16 protein-coding genes and 1 riboswitch are annotated in these 17,986 nt (G+C 61.5%); of the genes, 10 read left to right on the top strand and 6 right to left on the bottom strand.

Features of this window, described 5'->3' with window-relative positions; all coding sequences use genetic code 11:
- The first annotated feature begins 145 nt into the window (after window positions 1–145).
- The 4 genes from RRH01S_RS09915 (at window position 146) to RRH01S_RS09900 (ending at window position 3,736) form a co-directional block, all read left to right on the top strand.
- A complete protein-coding gene (locus RRH01S_RS09915) occupies window positions 146–988 on the top strand; it encodes an AAA family ATPase (RefSeq protein WP_042471386.1) in 843 nt (280 codons plus the stop codon).
- Window positions 985–1,410 carry an NUDIX hydrolase gene (locus RRH01S_RS09910; RefSeq protein ID WP_042471383.1) on the top strand — a complete coding sequence of 142 codons (426 nt, stop codon included), beginning with the start codon at window positions 985–987 and terminating at the stop codon, window positions 1,408–1,410. The genes RRH01S_RS09915 and RRH01S_RS09910 overlap by 4 nt, the downstream gene beginning before the upstream one ends.
- 80 nt (window positions 1,411–1,490) lie before the next feature.
- A riboswitch (SAM riboswitch) is annotated at window positions 1,491–1,568 on the top strand.
- Window positions 1,569–1,618: 50 nt separating this feature from the next.
- A complete protein-coding gene (gene metA / locus RRH01S_RS09905) occupies window positions 1,619–2,545 on the top strand; it encodes a homoserine O-acetyltransferase MetA (RefSeq protein ID WP_042471379.1) in 927 nt (308 codons plus the stop codon).
- 3 nt (window positions 2,546–2,548) lie between these two features.
- Window positions 2,549–3,736, top strand: coding sequence for a vWA domain-containing protein (locus RRH01S_RS09900; protein WP_042471374.1), 1,188 nt, complete (start codon window positions 2,549–2,551; stop codon window positions 3,734–3,736).
- Between the two features lie 65 nt (window positions 3,737–3,801).
- Here RRH01S_RS09900 and RRH01S_RS09895 read toward each other — a convergent pair whose 3' ends face one another.
- A complete protein-coding gene (locus tag RRH01S_RS09895; protein WP_042471371.1) occupies window positions 3,802–4,359 on the bottom strand; it encodes a DUF308 domain-containing protein in 558 nt (185 codons plus the stop codon).
- 140 nt (window positions 4,360–4,499) lie between these two features.
- Here RRH01S_RS09895 and RRH01S_RS09890 point away from each other — a divergent pair, with 140 nt between their 5' ends.
- The 6 genes from RRH01S_RS09890 to RRH01S_RS09865 all read left to right on the top strand — a co-directional run bounded on the left by RRH01S_RS09890 (window position 4,500) and on the right by RRH01S_RS09865 (window position 10,194).
- Window positions 4,500–5,087: a TetR/AcrR family transcriptional regulator gene (locus RRH01S_RS09890; protein WP_034521998.1), complete on the top strand. Its 588-nt coding sequence runs from the start codon at window positions 4,500–4,502 to the stop codon at window positions 5,085–5,087.
- Between the two features lie 248 nt (window positions 5,088–5,335).
- The gene (locus RRH01S_RS09885; protein ID WP_034522001.1) at window positions 5,336–6,361 is read left to right on the top strand and encodes an aldose epimerase family protein; all 1,026 of its coding nucleotides are present in this window, start codon (window positions 5,336–5,338) and stop codon (window positions 6,359–6,361) included.
- Window positions 6,362–6,484: 123 nt separating this feature from the next.
- Entirely contained in the window at window positions 6,485–7,258 is a 774-nt protein-coding gene (locus tag RRH01S_RS09880) for a GntR family transcriptional regulator (RefSeq protein ID WP_034522003.1), read from the top strand.
- Window positions 7,255–8,286: an SIS domain-containing protein gene (locus RRH01S_RS09875; protein WP_042471366.1), complete on the top strand. Its 1,032-nt coding sequence runs from the start codon at window positions 7,255–7,257 to the stop codon at window positions 8,284–8,286. The genes RRH01S_RS09880 and RRH01S_RS09875 overlap by 4 nt, the downstream gene beginning before the upstream one ends.
- A complete protein-coding gene (gene nagA, locus RRH01S_RS09870) occupies window positions 8,286–9,443 on the top strand; it encodes an N-acetylglucosamine-6-phosphate deacetylase (protein WP_034522006.1) in 1,158 nt (385 codons plus the stop codon). Before RRH01S_RS09875 ends, nagA begins: the two co-directional genes overlap by 1 nt.
- A gap of 22 nt (window positions 9,444–9,465) precedes the next feature.
- Window positions 9,466–10,194 carry an SIS domain-containing protein gene (locus RRH01S_RS09865; RefSeq protein WP_007692272.1) on the top strand — a complete coding sequence of 243 codons (729 nt, stop codon included), beginning with the start codon at window positions 9,466–9,468 and terminating at the stop codon, window positions 10,192–10,194.
- Window positions 10,195–10,200: 6 nt separating this feature from the next.
- Here RRH01S_RS09865 and RRH01S_RS09860 read toward each other — a convergent pair whose 3' ends face one another.
- The 5 genes from RRH01S_RS09860 to RRH01S_RS09840 all read right to left on the bottom strand — a co-directional run bounded on the left by RRH01S_RS09860 (window position 10,201) and on the right by RRH01S_RS09840 (window position 17,978).
- Complete coding sequence (locus RRH01S_RS09860) at window positions 10,201–13,380, bottom strand: efflux RND transporter permease subunit (protein WP_042471363.1); 3,180 nt, start codon at window positions 13,378–13,380, stop codon at window positions 10,201–10,203.
- Window positions 13,377–14,573, bottom strand: coding sequence for an efflux RND transporter periplasmic adaptor subunit (locus tag RRH01S_RS09855; protein WP_012652857.1), 1,197 nt, complete (start codon window positions 14,571–14,573; stop codon window positions 13,377–13,379). The genes RRH01S_RS09860 and RRH01S_RS09855 overlap by 4 nt, the downstream gene beginning before the upstream one ends.
- A gap of 327 nt (window positions 14,574–14,900) precedes the next feature.
- Window positions 14,901–16,730: an ABC-F family ATP-binding cassette domain-containing protein gene (locus RRH01S_RS09850; RefSeq protein WP_042471360.1), complete on the bottom strand. Its 1,830-nt coding sequence runs from the start codon at window positions 16,728–16,730 to the stop codon at window positions 14,901–14,903.
- A 2-nt stretch (window positions 16,731–16,732) separates the two neighbouring features.
- Window positions 16,733–17,386, bottom strand: coding sequence for a thiamine diphosphokinase (locus tag RRH01S_RS09845; RefSeq protein ID WP_007692278.1), 654 nt, complete (start codon window positions 17,384–17,386; stop codon window positions 16,733–16,735).
- A 64-nt stretch (window positions 17,387–17,450) separates the two neighbouring features.
- Entirely contained in the window at window positions 17,451–17,978 is a 528-nt protein-coding gene (locus RRH01S_RS09840; protein ID WP_007692281.1) for a MarR family winged helix-turn-helix transcriptional regulator, read from the bottom strand.
- Between the last annotated feature and the right edge of the window lie 8 nt (window positions 17,979–17,986).

Raw genomic sequence — 17,986 nt, 5'->3', positions numbered from 1 at the left:
TATCGTCAGTTAACCATCACCTGCCCACATGTCCATCCATGCAGCTCATCAGGGCGATCACGTTCAATATATACACCGTCTCATGCCTTGAACCGAGTAAGGCCAGAAGCTAGCTTGCACCTCAAATATTGATGAAAGCCTTCCGATGCAATTTCAGGGAACTGCGGACTACATCGCCGACAAGGATTTGATGGTTGCCGTCAATGCCGCCATCCGGCTGGAACGGCCGCTTCTGGTCAAGGGTGAGCCGGGCACCGGCAAGACGGAACTGGCCCGTCAGGTGGCAACCGCCCTCGGCCTCGACCTGATCGAATGGAACATCAAATCGACCACCAAGGCGCAGCAGGGCCTCTACGAATATGATGCCGTCTCGCGCCTGCGCGACAGCCAGTTGGGCGACGAGCGCGTCCATGACGTCCGCAATTACATTCGGCAGGGCAAGCTCTGGCAGGCTTTTACCGCGCAGAAGAAATGCGTGCTGCTGATCGACGAGATCGACAAGGCCGACATCGAATTCCCGAACGATCTGCTGCAGGAACTCGACCGCATGGAGTTCCATGTCTACGAGACCGGCGAAACCATCCGCGCCGCCATCCGGCCGATCGTCATCATCACCTCGAACAACGAAAAAGAGCTGCCGGACGCCTTCCTGCGCCGCTGCTTCTTCCATTATATCCGCTTTCCCGATGTCGAGACGCTGACTCGCATCGTCGAGGTGCACTATCCCGGCATCAAGCAGGCTTTGGTGCGGGCGGCGCTTACCCAATTCTTCGAGATCCGCGATGTGCCGGGCCTGAAGAAGAAGCCGTCTACCTCCGAAGCCCTCGACTGGATCCGCCTCCTCGTCGCCGATGATATCGACCCAGTGACCTTGCGCAGTGACGCCAAAACGGTCCTGCCGAAGCTGCACGGCGCGCTGTTGAAGAACGAGCAGGATGTCCACCTCTTCGAACGCCTCGCCTTCATGGCGCGGGGTCAAGGGAAATGACGCAGCCGGATGCCATTAAAGTCCTGATCCATGCGCTGCGCGGCCGGCATCTGCTGGTCTTCGACGAGCCGGACTTTCCCACCGTCAAGCTGCAGGTTCCCGGCGGTACCGTTGAGCCGGGCGAAGATCTAGCGACCGCCGCAGCGCGTGAATTCGAGGAAGAGACCGGTCTTGCGGCAGTTGATCTTCATCCGCTCGGCATTCAGGACTACCGCTTCGAGAAGGACGGGCGCGAATACCATCATCAGAGACACTATTTCCGCTGTACCCTGCCCGAAGCGGTACCCGATACCTGGCTCCATCTCGAAATGACGCCGTTCGACGGCAGCGACCCGATCCGCTTCCGCTTCTTCTGGCTGCCGATCCCCATAGCGAGGCAGCGTCTCGGCTATGGCATGCAGCACTTCCTAGAACATCTGTAGAGGTCGGCGGTATGAGGCATGATATCGACCTTTTCCCTCAAGAGCTCCCCCATTGACCGATAGAGGCCGCGGGTTTATTGAATTTCCCTTGTGGTGATTTGGCCGGCCGGCTTGCAGCCACGTTAAATAAGTCGCTAAAGGGCCGCGTGCGGACCGGTAGCGATTCATGATCGCGGCCGGTTTTTTGTTTTTTGGTCGAGTGATAACGATGCCCATCAAGATTCCCGATACGCTTCCCGCGTTCGAAGCCCTTCAAAACGAGGGTGTGCGGGTGATGACTGAGACGATGGCGATCCGTCAGGATATCCGTCCCCTTCAGATCGGGCTTCTCAATCTCATGCCGAATAAGATCAAGACCGAGGTGCAGATGGCGCGCCTGGTCGGCGCCTCGCCGCTACAGGTCGAGTTCTCGCTGGTGCGCGTCGGCGGCCACAAGGCCAAGAATACCTCCGAAGAGCATCTGCTCTCCTTCTACCAGACCTGGGAAGAGGTGAAGCACCGCAAGTTCGACGGCTTCATCATCACCGGCGCGCCGATCGAGCTGCTGGAGTATGAAGACGTTACCTATTGGGACGAGATGAAGCAGATCCTCGATTGGACCATGACCAACGTGCATTCGACGCTGAACGTCTGCTGGGGCGCCATGGCGGCGATCTACCACTTTCATGGCGTACCCAAATATACACTGAAGGAGAAAGCCTTCGGCGTCTATCGCCACCAGAACCTGAAGCCGTCCTCCGTCTATCTCAATGGTTTCTCCGACGACTTCGCCGTGCCGGTGTCGCGCTGGACGGAAGTGCGTCGCGCCGACATCGAGAAGGTGCCGAACCTCGAGATTCTGATGGAGTCGAGCGAGATGGGCGTCTGTCTGGTGCACGAGCAGGCCTGCAACCGGCTCTACATGTTCAATCATGTGGAGTATGATTCCACCTCGCTGGCGGACGAATATTTCCGGGACGTGCATGCCGGCGTGCCGATCAAGATGCCGCATAATTATTTCCCGCATAACGACCCGGAAATCCCGCCGCAGAACCGCTGGCGCAGCCATGCCCATCTGTTCTTCGGCAACTGGATCAACGAACTCTACCAGACCACGCCCTATGATCTGGAGGATATCGGCGAAGAGAGGCTCTGACCCTTGTTCATTCCCTTCTTCCTGAAACTGAAGGAAGCGAAGGTTCCGGTGACCCTCCGGGAATTCCTGTCGCTTCTGGAGGGAATGGAAGAGGGGATCGCCGATTATGATGTCGAAGCCTTCTACTATCTGGCCCGCGCGACGCTGATCAAGGACGAGCGCTTCATCGACCGTTTCGATCAGGTCTTTGCCGATTACTTCCGCGGCGTCGAGGCGATTGGCGGCGGCCCGGAGACGGTCGAGGCGGCCACCATTCCCGAGGAATGGCTGCGCAAACTCACTGAGAAACATCTGACGGAAGAAGAAAAGAAGCTCGTCGAGGCGCTCGGCGGCTTCGAGAAACTGATGGAAACGCTGCGCCAGCGCCTCGACGAACAGAAAGGCCGGCATCAGGGCGGCTCGAAATGGATCGGCACCGCGGGCACCTCGCCTTTCGGCGCGCATGGCTACAATCCCGAGGGCGTCCGCATCGGCCAGGAAACCTCCAATCACCGCAAGACGGTGAAGGTCTGGGACCGGCGCGAGTTTCAAAATCTTGACGACGGCGTCGAGCTCGGCACCCGCAACATCAAGCTGGCGCTGAAGCGGCTGCGTCGCTGGGTGCGCGAAGGTGCCGCCGACGAACTCGACCTGTCCGGCACGATCCGCTCCACCGCCGAACACGGCTATCTCGACGTGCAGACACGGCCGGAGCGGCGCAACGCGGTCAAGCTGCTGATGTTCTTCGATATTGGCGGCTCGATGGACGATCATATTCGCGTGGTCGAGGAACTCTTCTCCGCCGCCTGCGCCGAATTCCGGCACATGGAATATTTCTACTTCCACAATTGCCTCTATGAAGGCGTGTGGAAGGACAATCGCCGCCGTCGCATCGACATCACCGCGACATCAGACCTGATCCGCACCTTCGGCTCCGACTACCGCATCGTCTTCGTCGGCGACGCCTCCATGAGTCCCTACGAAGTCACTCACACCGGCGGCTCGGTCGAACACTGGAACAAGGAAGCCGGCGAGGTCTGGCTCAACCGCATGACCGGCCATTTCCGCAAATGCGTCTGGCTCAATCCCGTGCCCGAGGATTATTGGAGCCACACCACCTCAATCTCGATCATCCGCCGCCTGTTGGCCGACCGGATGTATCCGCTGACCCTCGGCGGCCTGGAAAAGGCGACGAGGGAATTGTCGCGGTGATCTCGATCAGCGCCTAGTTTGGTGATGGTCAGGCACAGAGCTTGATCGACGAGAATGGACCACGCCTATGCGTTTGCGTTGCGATAGGCCGCGACGGCAAGCCAGATTGCCGAAAGCAGGAAGTAGAAGGCGCCGAACCCGACATAAGGAGTGATGTCCAGAATCGTCGGCGCTGCGGTGCCAAGGGATCGACTGATCATGAAGCCACCGGCAAGCGCCGACTGGACACCACTCAGGATCATCACCCATTGCGCGCCATAGTGACGCCAACGCCTTACCGCCGTGTACAGTTGCAGGAGGCCGGAGAGGATTGCCCAAACCCCAAATACGGCCAGAACGGCATAGGTGCTGTTGCTGACTGCCACGATCACGGCGAGCGCGGTTATCGTGCTGACCACGACATTCAAGGCCTGGGACGAGTTGGCTTTCAGGCCGCCATTGACCCGGGCATCGACCAGATTGGCGAGGGCGTCCCACGCCGGATAGATCACAAGCAGAAAGGCGGTGAGATGAGATTGCCCGCTGAAGAGAATGGCGGCGGCAATCCAGGCGATAGAAAATATGGCGCGCACGAAATAATAGGATCGCAGCCAGCTGGGCTGGGTCGAAGATTGGTTCTGCATCGGTAGACTCCATGTTGCAATCTACCTACTAGTAGGGAGGCATAATTTTTGTGTCAACTCGACACTCGAACACCTCTTTGTGAGCAGCGGAAGCGCCGCATCGATCTTGACAAACGACCTACCAGAAGGTAGGCAGCGACATGAAATCAATGACTTCGACTTCGGAAAAAATTCTCGACACCGCGCAGTCTCTCATCGTTGCGGGAGGCTACAACGGGTTCAGCTATGCCGACATCTCAGCTGCAATCGGCATCAGGAAGGCGAGTATCCATCATCACTTTCCGACAAAGGCCGAGTTGGTCGCCGTGCTGGTGGATCGCTACAGGCAGCAGGCTGAAACAGGTTTAAATTCTCTTCGTGAGCAATTCTTAAGCCCTGCCGAACAACTGCGGGCCTACCTGAATTTCTGGCAAACATGCATTCGCGATACCTCGCTGCCCTTCTGCATCTGTGCCATGCTCGCTGGCGAGATGCAGATGCTGCCGGAGGAGGTCGCGTCGCGCGTCCGCGCCCATTTCCATAGTCTCGCGAGATGGCTTAAGTCGGTGCTTGCGACTGGAGCAGAGCAGGGCCTATTCCGTTTGGACAAGCAGCCGGAAGAGGAGGCCCAGATGCTGATGGCTTCAGTTCATGGGGCAATGCTCTCTGCAAGAGCGTTCAGCGATCCCGAACTGTTCACCACAATCGTCATCCCCCAGTTCACCAGGCTTCTGACACCGGCTCGCTAAGGAACTGGCAGGTAAAGGCATTCAATGGATGACTGCATAAGCCCAAACAGGAACCAATGCACTCACCTGTCATACGCCTTGCAAATTTCCAGCGCAGTCTGGCAAATCTGAAGCCAATGAAACAAAGCCGAAGCAAGCCTTGATAGGCATTCCATCACACCTAAATTTCGCATTCGAACTGGTTGCGGATCGGCGCGAATGGGGGCAGGGTCTGACCTCGAATTTCTGATAGGAATGGATGAGCTGATATGACGGAAAACAGTTTGCAACGGGAAGTTTTCGGAACGACGCCAACCGGTGAAACAGTCTATCGCGCCAAGATCGTCGGCGGTGGGCTTACGGCGTATATCATCAGCTGGGGCGCCGTCATTCAGGACCTGCGGCTCGACGGCCACGGCCCGGCCTTGCTGCTCGGCTTCGACAATTTCGCCGATTATCCGGCCCATTCGTCCTATTTCGGCGCCACGCCCGGCCGCTGCGCCAACCGCATCGGCGCCGGCCGCTTCACGCTTGATGGCAAGGACTACCAGCTCGAGCTCAACGAGAAGGGCGTCACCCACCTGCACGGCGGCAAGGACAATATCGCCAAGCGCAACTGGACGATCGTCGAGCATGCGGTCGATCGCGTCGTGCTGAAGATCGTCGATCCCGACGGCCGCGCCGGCTATCCCGGCAATTGCACGATCCAGGCGACCTATCGGGTGCATGGCAATGGCGAATTGTCCGTTACCTATGAATCGACCAGCGACCAACCGACACTCGCCAATGTCTGCCAGCACGCCTATTTCAACCTCGACGGCCGCGACGACGCGCTCGGCCACGACATCATGATCGCCGCCGATCACTATACCCCGACGGACGAAAAGCAGGTGCCGACGGGCGAAGTGCGCTCGGTCGAAGGCACCGTCTTCGACTTCCGCGAAATGGCGTCGATGAAGCGCTTTGACGGCGCCGAACAGGCGCTCTACGACCATAATTTCTGCCTGTCGCCGGAACGCACCGCCAAGCGCTCCGTGGTGCTGGCGCGCAGCGTCAATTCCGGCGTCTCGCTGGAAGTGCGTACCACCGAGCCCGGCGTGCAGTTCTATGCAGGCTTCAAGCTCGATGTTCCCGTTCCCGGCCATGACGGTCAGAAGATCGGCCCCTTCGCTGGCTTCTGCCTCGAAACCCAGGTCTGGCCCGACGCCATCAACCATGAAGGCTTCCCGAATGCCGTGCTTCGCCCCGGCGAAGTGCTGCGGCAGGAAACCGATTATATCTTCACGAAAAACTGAGCTGACAGCACTTCATTCCCCTTGGCATTGGCCGGGCGCACCTCGCGTCCGGCCGATTCATTTTCAGCCAGCACGTCAGAATCATCTTGCAGACTGGTTCTAAATAGGTTCTATGTAATCTCCATGGATAGAACCAGTTTAATCGCTGAGCTGAACAGCCGTGGCCTGCGCGACGAGGCGGGGACCGGGCCGCTGTACAAGCGCCTGGCGCAAGCGCTTGCGGGCCTCATTCAGGAAGGTCTGCTGAAAGCTGGAGCGGCGCTGCCGGGCGAACGAGATCTTGCTGAAGCGCTCCAGGTCGGCCGCGTTACGGTCCGCACCGCCTATCGCGACCTGCTTGCCTCCGGCGCCATCGAATCGCGCCACGGCAGCGGCACCTTCGTGTCGCAGCATGTCGAGCGCATCGAGCAATCGCTCTGGCGCCTCTCCTCCTTTTCCGCCGATATGCGCTCGCGCGGCCGCGAGCCGGCCGCAAGGATCCTGTCGCGCACCGTCAGCGCGCCCGCCCCGGAAGAATCCTTCCTGCTCGGCCTTCGCCTCGATGAGCCGGTGCTAAGGCTCGACCGGTTGCGCCTGGCAGACGGCCAGCCGCTTGCCATCGAGCGCGCTGTCGTTCCGATCAAATTTCTGGGCGAGGATGCCGTTTCCGACGGTTCGCTCTATGATGCGCTGGCGGGGAACGGCTTCAAGCCGGTCCGCGCGTTACAGCGACTGACGGCGGTGACGCTCGATCCGTCCTCCGCGTCGATCCTGAATGTGAAATCCGGCGCGCCCGCGCTTTTGATCGAACGTATTTCGCGCTTGGAAGACCAGCGCGTCGTTGAATACACCCGCTCGCACTATCGTGGCGATGCCTACGATTTCGTTGCTGAATTGAGAATCGGAGAAGACCTATGAGCGACACCCAATCCTTGATGCTGACCGAGGCCGGCCAGTCGCCGGACGTGGTCGCAACCCTGCTTGAGAAGGAAAAGCCCGTCTTTGCCGAAATCGCAAAGCTCGTCTCCTCGACCCGCCCGTCCCTGATCACCACGGCGGCGCGCGGCTCTTCCGACCATGCCGCCACCTTCTTCAAATATCTCTTCGAAATCTCCTGCGGCGTGCCCGTCGCCTCGATCGGCCCGTCGATCGCCTCGGTCTATGGCACACCCCTGCACCTGAAGGGCGGCATCCACTTCACCGTGTCGCAATCCGGCGGCAGCCCCGATATCATCGCGTTGCAGGCCGCCGCCAAGCTCGGCGGCGCCACGACCATCGCCGTCGTCAACGTCACCGACAGCCCGCTCGCCAAGGAAGCCGATATCGTGCTCGGGCTAAATGCCGGCCCGGAAAAGAGCGTCGCCGCCACCAAATCCTTTATCGCCGCCGTTGCAGCGCTGACCGGCGTCACGGCAGCGATTTCGGGCGACCAGGCGCTCGCCACCGGTCTCGCCAAACTGCCGGAAGCATTGGCTGCGACACAGGGTATCGACGGCAAGGCGGCCGAGGATGTGCTCTTCAACGCCACCTCGCTCTATACTGGCGGCCGCGGCCCGGCCTTCGCCATTGCGCTGGAAGCAGCGCTCAAGGCCAAGGAAACCGCCGGCCTGCATGCCGAAGCCTTCTCGCTTGCAGAACTGATGCATGGACCGATGCGGCTGGTGCAGCCTGGCTTTCCGATCGTCGCCTTCTCGCCCGATGATGCGGCCTTCGCCAACAATGCCCAGGCATTGGAGCGCCTGCAGCAGCTCGGCGCCACCGCCGTCTCCTTCTCCACCGCGGCCCTCCCCGGCATCAACCTGCGCATGCCCACCACCGGCAACGGCCTGCTCGACCCGCTGGTGTCACTGCTCTGCTATTATCGTCTCATTGAAGCAGTGACGCGGCGCAAGGGTTTCGACCCGGATAAGCCGGCTAATCTTCTCAAGGTCACGGAGACCATGTGATGGACTATCAGGTCTTTACCGGCGCGCGCATCTTCGACGGCGACCGGTTTCACGAGGATAGCGCGCTCGTGACCGGCAATGGCCGGGTGCAGGCGATCACCGCCGCCAATGATGTCCCCGACAATGCCGAGGTGGTCCGCCTTGCCGGCGGCGTGCTGTCTCCCGGCTTCATCGACGCGCAGGTGAACGGCGGCGGCGGCCGCATGCTGAACGACGACCCGTCGCCCGAATCCATGTACTTGATCGCCGAGGGGCATCGCCCCTTTGGCACCACGGCGTTGCTGCCGACGCTGATCACCGATGTCGCTGCCGCCACCACGGCGGCGATTGAAGCCGCGATCGAAGCCGTCAAGGCCAATCGCGGCGTCGCCGGCCTGCATCTCGAAGGCCCGCATCTGGCGCCGGCCCGCAAGGGCGCGCATCTGGCCGAACTGATGCGCCCCGTCGAGGACAGCGATGTCAAGACCTTCATCCGCGCCCGCGAGGCGATCGGCACGCTGCTGATCACCATGGCCGCGGAACAGGTGACCGCACGTCAGGTGCAGGCGCTGAGCGAAGGCGGCGTCATCGTCAGCATCGGCCACAGCGACTGCACGGCGGATGCGGCGGATGCCCGTTTCGACGCCGGTGCGCGAGGCGTCACCCATCTCTTCAACGCCATGAGCCAGATGGGCCATCGCGCGCCCGGCCTCGTGGGTGCCGCAATCGACCATCCGGTCCCCTGGTGCGGCATCATTGCCGACGGCCATCATGTCGATCCGCGCGCACTGAGAATTGCCTTGCGTGCAAAACGCGGTGAAGGTCGGCTGTTCTTCGTCACCGACGCCATGTCGCTGGTCGGCACAGCCCTCGACAGTTTCACGCTGAACGGCCGCACCGTCTATCGCGTCAGGGGCGGCTACTGCTCGAAGCTGACTTTGGATGACGGCACGCTCGCCGGCTCCGACGTCGATATGGCCTCGACCATCCGTTACGGCATCAACATCCTCGAATTGCCGCTGGCGGAGGCGCTACGGATGGCGACGTCCTATCCCGCCCGCTTCCTGAGGCTTGCCGATCGCGGATATCTGACACCCGGTGCCCGCGCCGATATCGTCCACATCACCGACGGCATCGAAGTGACCAAGACCTGGATCTCGGGCCAGCCATCGGCCTGAGACCACAAATGAGGAACTCGGCATGACCGCAGTCACGGACAGCTATTTCTCCGCCTTGATCGGCCGGCTGGAAACCCTGCGCGAGGCGCTTGCCGAGCCAATGGCGAAAGCGGCTAGCGTCATCAGTGCGGCGGCGCGCGCCGACCGGCGCGTCTATGTCTTCGGCACCGGCCATTCGCATATGCTGGCCGAAGAAGTGCATTATCGCGCAGGCGGTCTGGCCTTTACCATCCCGGTGCTGGTCGGCTCCGCCATGCTGCACGAGGGCGCCGTTATCAGCTCGGTCTACGAGCGCACGGAGGGCCTGATCCGGCCGATTTTCGAACGCTATGGGATGCAGCCGGGCGATGTGCTGATCATCGCCTCCAATTCCGGCGTCAACGCCGCCCCGGTCGAGGCCGCCGATTACGGCCGTGAACTCGGCACGACCGTCATCGCCATCACCTCGCTTGCCTATTCCGCCGCCATCGCCAATGGTCGTCGCAGGCTCGCCGATATCGCCGACATCGTGCTCGACAACGGTCTGCCGCCGGGCGACGCCATCATCGATCTGCCGGGGAGCGAGCTGAAGGTGGGGCCGGCATCGACCGCGATCGGCGCCTCCCTACTCAACGCCATCTTCGCCGAAGTCGCCGCCGAACTCTCCAAGGACGGCGACCCGCCCGTCTATCTCAGCGCCAACATGCCGGGCGCCAAGGAAACCAACCAGCGGCTGGTGAAGAAATACCGGCCGCGCAATCCTCATCTTTGATCGGCATCAGTGCACGGCAGCATCCGGGACCACGGTCTCCGCCGCCGGAGCCTCCGGCTGCTTGCGCCGCCTGCGCAACACGACATAGAAGACCGGGGTCAGGAACAGGCCGAACAGCGTCACGCCAAGCATGCCGGAGAAGACCGCCGTCCCAAGCGATTGGCGCATTTCGGCGCCGGGGCCGGTGGCGATCATCAGCGGCACGACGCCGAAGATGAAGGCGAAGGCTGTCATCAGGATCGGCCGCAGGCGCAGATGGCTAGCCTCGATCGCCGCCTCGACGGCGCTCTTGCCCTCCAATTGTGCCTGACGCGCAAATTCCACGATCAGGATCGCGTTCTTGGCCGCAAGCCCGATCAGTACGATCAGGCCGATCTGCGTCAGGATATTGTTGTCCATGCCCCTTAAATGCACCCCGATCAACGCGGCCAGCACCGCCAGCGGCACGATCAGGATGATGGCGAGCGGCAGGGTCCAGCTTTCATACTGGGCCGCAAGCGCCAGGAAGACGAAGATGACCGACAGGGCGAAGATGTAGACCGCCGTATTGCCGGTATTTCTTTCCTGATAGGCAAGCTCTGTCCATTCGAAGGTCGTGCCCGTCGGCAAGAGGTTCTTCGCCAGTCCTTCCATGGTGTCGAGCGCGCTGCCCGTCGAAACCCCCGGTCCGGGATTGCCCTGGAGGGGAACCGAGACATACATGTTGTAGCGCTGCACGAGCGTCGGCCCCGTCGTGTCCCTGATATCAACAAGGGTTCCAAGAGGCACCAGAGCGCCGGTGGCGGAGCGAACCTTCAGCGCCAGAATATCCTCGCGGTCCATGCGATATTGCTGGTCGGCCTGTGCCCGCACCTGGTAGACGCGGCCAAAAGCGTTGAAGTCGTTGACATAGGATGTGCCGAGGTTGATCGACAGCGTCTCGAAGATATTCGGGATCGGCACATTCAGCGCCCGCGCCTTGTCGCGGTCGACCGCCAGGAAATATTGCGGACTACTGGCCGAGAAGGTGGTGAAGACGCCACTGACCCCCTTGTTCTGCGCGGCCGCTCCCATGAGCTGGTAGGCAAGCGGCAGGATCCGGCGCATATCGGGATTTTCCCGGTCCATGATCTGCATCTTGAAGCCGCCCGAATTGCCGACGCCGCGGATGGAGGGCGGCGGAATGGCGATGATGAAGGCCTCCTGAATGCCCTGCAGATTGCCGAAGAGCTGGCCGATGATCTTGCTGGCCGTCTCTCCGCTCTTCAAGCGCTCCTCGAAGGGTTTGAACGGCGTGAAGATGACGCCCGAGTTGGAGGCGTTGGTGAAGGTCGCGCCGTTGAAGCCGGCAAAGGCGACGGCGTTTTCCACGCCGGGCGTCTTGTTGATGATCGCGGTTGCCTTCTGGATGACCGCGTTGGTGCGCGCCAGCGACGCGCCGTCAGGCAATTGCACGACGACGATGGCATAGCCCTGGTCCATGGTGGGCACGAAGCCTTGGGGCACGATCCTGCCCATATACCACGTCGCGCCGAGCAGCCCGACGAAGACGAGAAGGGCACAGCCAAGCGCGACCCAGGTGGTAACGAGATGGCGGATGACCCAGGAATAGCCCCGGCTCATCGCCTCGAAGCCTCGATTGAACCCGTCACCCAAAGCGTGGCCGAAGCGCGAGACGATATTGTTGGATTTCTTGTGATCGTGCGGACGCAGCACGATGGCGGCGATCGCCGGCGACAGTGTCAGCGAATTCAGGCAGGAAATCGCCGTCGCAATGGAGATGGTCACCGCGAACTGCCGGTAGAACTGCCCCGTTATGCCAGGGATGAAGGCCGTCGGCAGGAAGACGGCGATCAGCACCAGCGAAATCGCCAGCACCGCGGTGCCGACCTCGTTCATCGTCACATGCGACGCCTCCTTCGGCGTCATTCCGAGCGCCAGGTTGCGCTCGACATTCTCGACCACCACGATCGCGTCGTCGACGACGATACCGATGGCAAGCACCAGGCCGAACAGCGTCAGCATGTTCAGTGAGAAGCCGAAGGCGAGCAAGAAGGCGAAGGTGCCGATCAACGACACCGGAATGGCAATGATCGGTATGATCGCCGTGCGCCAGGATTGCAGGAAGACCAGCACGACGATGGCAACGAGCACGGCGGCTTCGAAGATCGTCTTGTAGACCTCGTTGATCGATTCCGCGATGAATTCGGTCGGATTGTAGATGATGCGGTATTCGAGACCCTGCGGAAAATCCTGCGCCAGGTTCTTCATCGTCTTTTCGATGTCGGCGGCGGCATCGAGAGCATTGGTGCCGGGCCGGGCGAAGACGCCGAGTGCAACGGCCGGACTGCCGTTCAGATAGCTGTTGGTGACGTAATCCTGCGCACCGAGCTCGATGCGCGCCACGTCCTGTAGCTGCACGAGCCGGCCGCTATCCGTCGCCTTGACGATGACGTAGCGGAATTGCCGCGCATCGGAAAAGCGCCCCTGTGTCGTCACCGTATATTGAAAGGCGTTGGTGCCCGAGACCGGCGGCCCGCCGATCGAGCCGCCAGACACCTGCACGTTCTGGTCCCGCAAGGCCTGCACGATATCGCCGGCGGTCATGCCGTAGGAAGCGAGCTTTTCCGGGTCGAGCCAGATACGCAGCGAATATTGCCGCTCGCCGAAGAGCTGTACGTCACCGACACCGTCGAGGCGGACAAGAAGGTCGCGGATGCGCGAGCGGGCATAGTTGGAGATGTAGAGCTGGTCGTAGCGGTTGCTCGGCGACAGTAGATGCACGACCATCATCAGGTCGGGCGAGCTTTTGACCGTGGTGATGCCGATGCGGCGGACTTCTTCCGGCAGACGCGGCTCGGCGATGGCGACGCGGTTCTGGACCAGAACCTGCGCCTTGTCGAGATCGGTGCCGAGCTTGAAGGTGATAGTCAGCGACATAGAGCCATCAGCGCTCGAATAGGAAGACATGTAGAGCATGTCCTCGACGCCGTTGACCTCCTGCTCGATCGGCGTCGCCACCGTATCGGCGATGGTCTGGGAATCGGCGCCAGGATAGGATGTTCGAATGACGATGGTCGGTGGCGCAACCTCGGGATATTGCGCGACCGGAAGCTGGAAATAGGCGATGCCGCCGACGATCAGCAACACGATGGACAGGACCGACGCGAAAATCGGTCGGTCGACGAAGAAATGGGAAAACCTCATTGGTCCGTCCCCTGGTCCGCCTGGGCTGGCGCGTCAGGATTCGATGCCTCCTGCGGCAGCTCGATCAATTGTGGCGCGACCTTGACGCCGGGCCGGATACGCATCAGCCCGTTGACGACGATGGTCTCGTCGCCGGTCATGCCCTCGCGGATGACGCGGTAGCCATAAAGCTTCGGTCCGAGCCGGACGGCCTTCGGCGTCACGTTGCCATCCGTGCTGACGGTATAGACGACACGCTGGTTCTGGTCGGAACCGATGGCTTCATCGGGAACGAGGATCGCCTTGTAGCTGTTGGAGCCCTCGACCTGAACGCGGCCGAAAAGGCCCGGCTGCAACACGAGAGCCGGATTGGGGAAGCGAGCGCGCACGCGTATCGTGCCGGTTTGATTGTCCACCCGGTTTTCCGCGAAATCGAGCTTGCCCTTGAACGCCTTCTGCGCGGCATCGGCAATCGTCACGGTGACATCGAGGCCGCCGCCACCCTGCTGCAGGGCGCTGCCATGCTTGCGCGCCTCGTCGGCATAGGACAGCAGCCGGCGTTCATCGACGTCGAAATAGAAATCGATCGGGTCGAGCGAGACGATGGTCGTCAGCACCGTCTGGTCGGCCTGAACGAGATTGCCGACCGAAATCAGCCGCCGGTCGATGCGGCCGCCGAGCGGCGCAGTGATCTTGGTGAAATCCATGTCGAGATTGGCGCGATCGACAGACGCCTGCGCGCCGCGGACATTGGCTTGCGCCGAGATAAGATCACGGCGGCGGTCATCCAGCGTCGAGGCCGACTGGCTGCCGGTCGTCGACAGCGATTGCGCGCGCTTGAACTGCGCATCGGCGAGCGTCAGCGACGAATTCGCCACCTCCAGCGATGCCGTCGCCTCGTTGAGCGCGGTGACAAACGGCCGCTGGTCGATGACGAAGAGCAGGTCTCCCTGCTTGACCATCGTGCCGTCCTCGAAATGCACTTCCTGGAGATAGCCGCCGACACGCGAGCGGACGGAGACCTCATCGACCGCCTGGAAGCGCCCGATGAACTCATCGCTATCGATGACGTCGCGGACCACGGGCTTGGCAACAGTGACCGGTGCGGCGGGCGGGGCGCTCTGCGCCAGCGCCTGAGACCCGGTGAAATGAGACCCAGCAAGAATAGCAATTGTGAAGCTGAATATAGCGATATGCGCCAGCGTCTTCGGCATGAATGCCCCCCTAGAACAACAAGCCACCCACGGCCGGAAGCCGCGTCAAGCATTCGTCATGTCTGCCTGCAATCTTCCGCGAAGGACCTGTCGCCACTGACGGCGAAATCCAATCAAGTCCTTCGGATTCCCCACTGCATCGCAGGTCGTGCCGACCCGCGTATCACCCAACCCGAAGGCTGGTATTTCAGCATAATGTATAAACGGTTTATCGAATTCGACAACAGAGATTAGCGTGTTGCGGCCATGCGCAACCATTTGTTTTTTCTAATATAGGTGAACACCCAGGAGCTGAAACAGCGGGATGGGTGAGACGTCAGTGGCTCCTCAGCCTTCCAGCTCTTCGCGCAGCATTTCCAGCTCCAGCCATTCCTCTTCCATCTTCGTGAGGCTGTCGCGCAGCTTTTCCATTTCGGCCGCCAGGCGATTGAAGCTCGTTGGATCCTTGGTAAAGAGGTTGGGGTCGGCCATCTTCTTTTCGCGGGCGGCGATCTCCGCCTCGGCCTTGGCCATTTCCTTCGGCAGGTTTTCCAGGGCGAATTTCTGTTTGAAAGAGAGCTTTCCCTTGCCCTTCGAAGCATCAGAGGCAGACGCTGATGTCCCGGCCGCCTTCGGCTTCTCGGCGGCCTTTTCAGCCCGCTTGCGCTCCTCAAGCGCGCCCTTGCGCTGAGCGAGCATGTCGGAATAGCCGCCGGCATATTCGATCCAGCGGCCGTCCGGATCATCCGGATTGGCGGGCGCGATGGTCGAGGTCACGGTACGGTCGAGGAAATCGCGGTCGTGGCTGACGAGGATAACGGTACCGTTGAAGCCAGCGACGATCTCCTGCAGCAGGTCCAGCGTCTCGATGTCGAGGTCGTTGGTCGGTTCGTCGAGGATCAGAAGATTGGTCGGCCGCGACAGGATGCGCGCCAGCATCAGCCGGGCGCGCTCGCCGCCGGAGAGATTCTTGATCGGCGTACGGGCCTGTTCCGGCTGGAACAGGAATTCCTTCATATAGCCGGTGACATGCCGCTGCTCGCCATTGACCAGCAGGTTTTCACCGCGCCCATCGGTTAGGTAGTTGGCGAGGGTATCCTCCGGATTGAGCTCCTCGCGCTTCTGGTCGAGGGTGGCGATCTCCAAATTGGTACCGAGCTTCACCTTGCCGCTGTCCGGCTTCAATTGGCCGGTCAGCATCTTCAGCAACGTCGTCTTGCCGGCGCCGTTCGGGCCGACGAGACCGATACAGTCGCCACGATGCACACGGATCGAGAACGGCGCGACGATGACGCGCTCGTCATAGGCCTTGGTGATCTTGTCGGCCTCGATCACCAGCTTGCCGCTCTCCTGCGCATCGGCCGCAGCTGCCTGCACAGAGCCCAGAGCGCCTCTGTGGCCGCGATGGCGTGATCGCATGTCATGCAATTCGCCGAGGCGGCGCATGTTGCGCTTGCGCCGCGCCGTCACGCCGTAGCGCAGCCAATGCTCCTCGCGCTCGATCGCCTTGCCGAGCTTGTGCTGCTCCAGCTCTTCGGCTTCCAGCACCTGGTCGCGCCAGGCTTCGAAATGGGCAAAGCCCCTGTCCAGCCGCCGCGAGGTGCCGCGATCGAGCCAGACGGTTGCGGTGGAGACTTTTTCGAGGAACCGACGGTCGTGCGAGATCAGCACCAGGGCGCTGCGGGTCTTCTGCAGCTCGCCTTCCAGCCACTCGATGGTCGGCAGGTCCAAATGGTTGGTCGGCTCGTCGAGCAGAAGAATATCCGGTTCCGGCGCCATGACGCGGGCAAGCGCCGCGCGGCGCGCTTCGCCGCCGGAGAGCGTCTTCGGATCCTCCTCGCCCGTGAGGCCAAGGTGGGACAGCAGATAGGTGACGCGATAGGGATCGTCGCCCGGCCCGAGCCCGGCCTCGGCATAGGCGGCTACCGTCTTGTAATCGCCGAAATCCGGTGCCTGCTCGAGATAGCGCACGGTCGACGACGGATGACGGAACACTTCGCCGGACTGCGCCTCGACTATGCCGGCGGCGATCTTCAGGAGCGTCGACTTGCCCGAGCCGTTGCGGCCGACCAGGCAGATCTTGTCACCCGGCTCCACCTGCAACCCGGCTCCAGCCAGAAGTGGCGCGCCGCCGAAGCTCAGGAAGATATCGTCGAGTTTCAAAATAGGAGGGGCCAAGATCAGACTCCGGTAAGATCATAAGGGCGGGCAAGGACGATCGCCCTGCCGCTGCCGAGCGAAAAGCGCACAGCGCCTTCCGCAACATTGGAAATGGTGCGCGACGCCCCGAAGGGCAGATTGAAATCGCGCAGGGGATAGCGGACGTTATGAATGAACAGCCCCGTCAGATCGCTGAAGCCGAGAACGGAAAACAGCGAGCCGGGGGGCAGCGCCAGCTCCATGTCGCCCGGCAGCAGCGGCACCGCCTCCTCGTCGCCCGAGGTCAACAGCACGTCGAAGCCCTTTTCGGCAAGCTGGATGCCGTAGAGCAGATGCTGGATCGCATGATCTGACCGTTCTCCGCCCATCGCGCCGGCAAGAATCAGCCGCTTGGCGCCGCGATCGATTGCCTCCGTGATGGCGATCTCGCCGTCCGTCGCCGCCTTCGCCGCCGGATAGGGCTGCTTTGGCACATCGGGAAAGGCGCCGCGCAGGTCCGGCGGTGTCGAGTCGAAATCGCCGACCCAGAGCTCGGGCGTCGCATTGAGCGCCACGGCATGGCGCATGCCGCCATCCGCCGCGATGAAACGGCTGCCGGCCGTCTCAGCGCGCAGCCGGTCCGTCAGGCGCAACTCGCCGCCGAGGAGGATGGTAAAGGTCGTGGATTGGCTCATGTGCCAAGCCCATAGCGCAAAGACATGTCCCTAGGAAGAGCGCTCTTCAGCGCCAAGCCGGCATTCAGTCGGCGGTTTCCTTGAGACGTGTCTGAAAAGCATGTTCGTAGCCACCGATGAAGCGGTCGAACAGGTGCGAAAAGACCGCGATATCCTCGGCCGACCAATCCGCAAGGATGCTTTCGATGAGAGCGAACTTCTGCGCCTGGATTTCGGCAAGCAGCCTTTGGCCGAGCGTGGTCAGCACAACGACGATGCGCCGTGCATCCGCCTGTGATGCCTTGCGGCGCAGCACGCCGCGCGTCACCATCTCGGCGACGATGCGGCTTGCCCGCGAAGGGTCGATGCGCAGGATCTCGGCGATCGTCCCGACGGTGACCTCACCGGACCCTTCCGCCCGCCTGACGGCATCGATGACGTCGAGATGCGAAAGCTCCAGCCCCGGCGCAACATTCTGGATCGCCAGCCGCCCGATCATACGGCGACCCGTCATCAGGCGCATGCGCGTCATCACCTGGCCGATGCGCAGCAGATTTTCGTCCTCAGGCAGCGGCGTTGCTTCAATTTCTCGTGTGGTCGTTGCTGATGTCATCCCGCCAG

It is taken from the genome of Rhizobium rhizogenes NBRC 13257, assembly GCF_000696095.1.
GTDB lineage: Bacteria > Pseudomonadota > Alphaproteobacteria > Rhizobiales > Rhizobiaceae > Rhizobium > Rhizobium rhizogenes.
The sequence above is the reverse complement of the archived record's forward strand: the minus strand, read 5'-3'. Positions and strand labels throughout refer to the sequence as shown.

Excerpts from the sequence above, each read along its gene's own strand:
- RRH01S_RS09885 (WP_034522001.1), top strand. The coding sequence starts at position 5,336 with ATGACGGAAAACAGTTTGCAACGGGAAGTTTTCGGAACGACGCCAACC.
- RRH01S_RS09865 (WP_007692272.1), top strand. The coding sequence starts at position 9,466 with ATGACCGCAGTCACGGACAGCTATTTCTCCGCCTTGATCGGCCGGCTG.
- RRH01S_RS09890 (WP_034521998.1), top strand. The coding sequence starts at position 4,500 with ATGAAATCAATGACTTCGACTTCGGAAAAAATTCTCGACACCGCGCAG.
- RRH01S_RS09860 (WP_042471363.1), bottom strand. The coding sequence starts at position 13,380 with ATGAGGTTTTCCCATTTCTTCGTCGACCGACCGATTTTCGCGTCGGTC.
- metA (WP_042471379.1), top strand. The coding sequence starts at position 1,619 with ATGCCCATCAAGATTCCCGATACGCTTCCCGCGTTCGAAGCCCTTCAA.
- RRH01S_RS09845 (WP_007692278.1), bottom strand. The coding sequence starts at position 17,386 with ATGAGCCAATCCACGACCTTTACCATCCTCCTCGGCGGCGAGTTGCGC.
- RRH01S_RS09895 (WP_042471371.1), bottom strand. The coding sequence starts at position 4,359 with ATGCAGAACCAATCTTCGACCCAGCCCAGCTGGCTGCGATCCTATTAT.
- nagA (WP_034522006.1), top strand. The coding sequence starts at position 8,286 with ATGGACTATCAGGTCTTTACCGGCGCGCGCATCTTCGACGGCGACCGG.
- RRH01S_RS09855 (WP_012652857.1), bottom strand. The coding sequence starts at position 14,573 with ATGCCGAAGACGCTGGCGCATATCGCTATATTCAGCTTCACAATTGCT.
- RRH01S_RS09910 (WP_042471383.1), top strand. The coding sequence starts at position 985 with ATGACGCAGCCGGATGCCATTAAAGTCCTGATCCATGCGCTGCGCGGC.
- RRH01S_RS09915 (WP_042471386.1), top strand. The coding sequence starts at position 146 with ATGCAATTTCAGGGAACTGCGGACTACATCGCCGACAAGGATTTGATG.
- RRH01S_RS09875 (WP_042471366.1), top strand. The coding sequence starts at position 7,255 with ATGAGCGACACCCAATCCTTGATGCTGACCGAGGCCGGCCAGTCGCCG.
- RRH01S_RS09880 (WP_034522003.1), top strand. The coding sequence starts at position 6,485 with ATGGATAGAACCAGTTTAATCGCTGAGCTGAACAGCCGTGGCCTGCGC.
- RRH01S_RS09840 (WP_007692281.1), bottom strand. The coding sequence starts at position 17,978 with ATGACATCAGCAACGACCACACGAGAAATTGAAGCAACGCCGCTGCCT.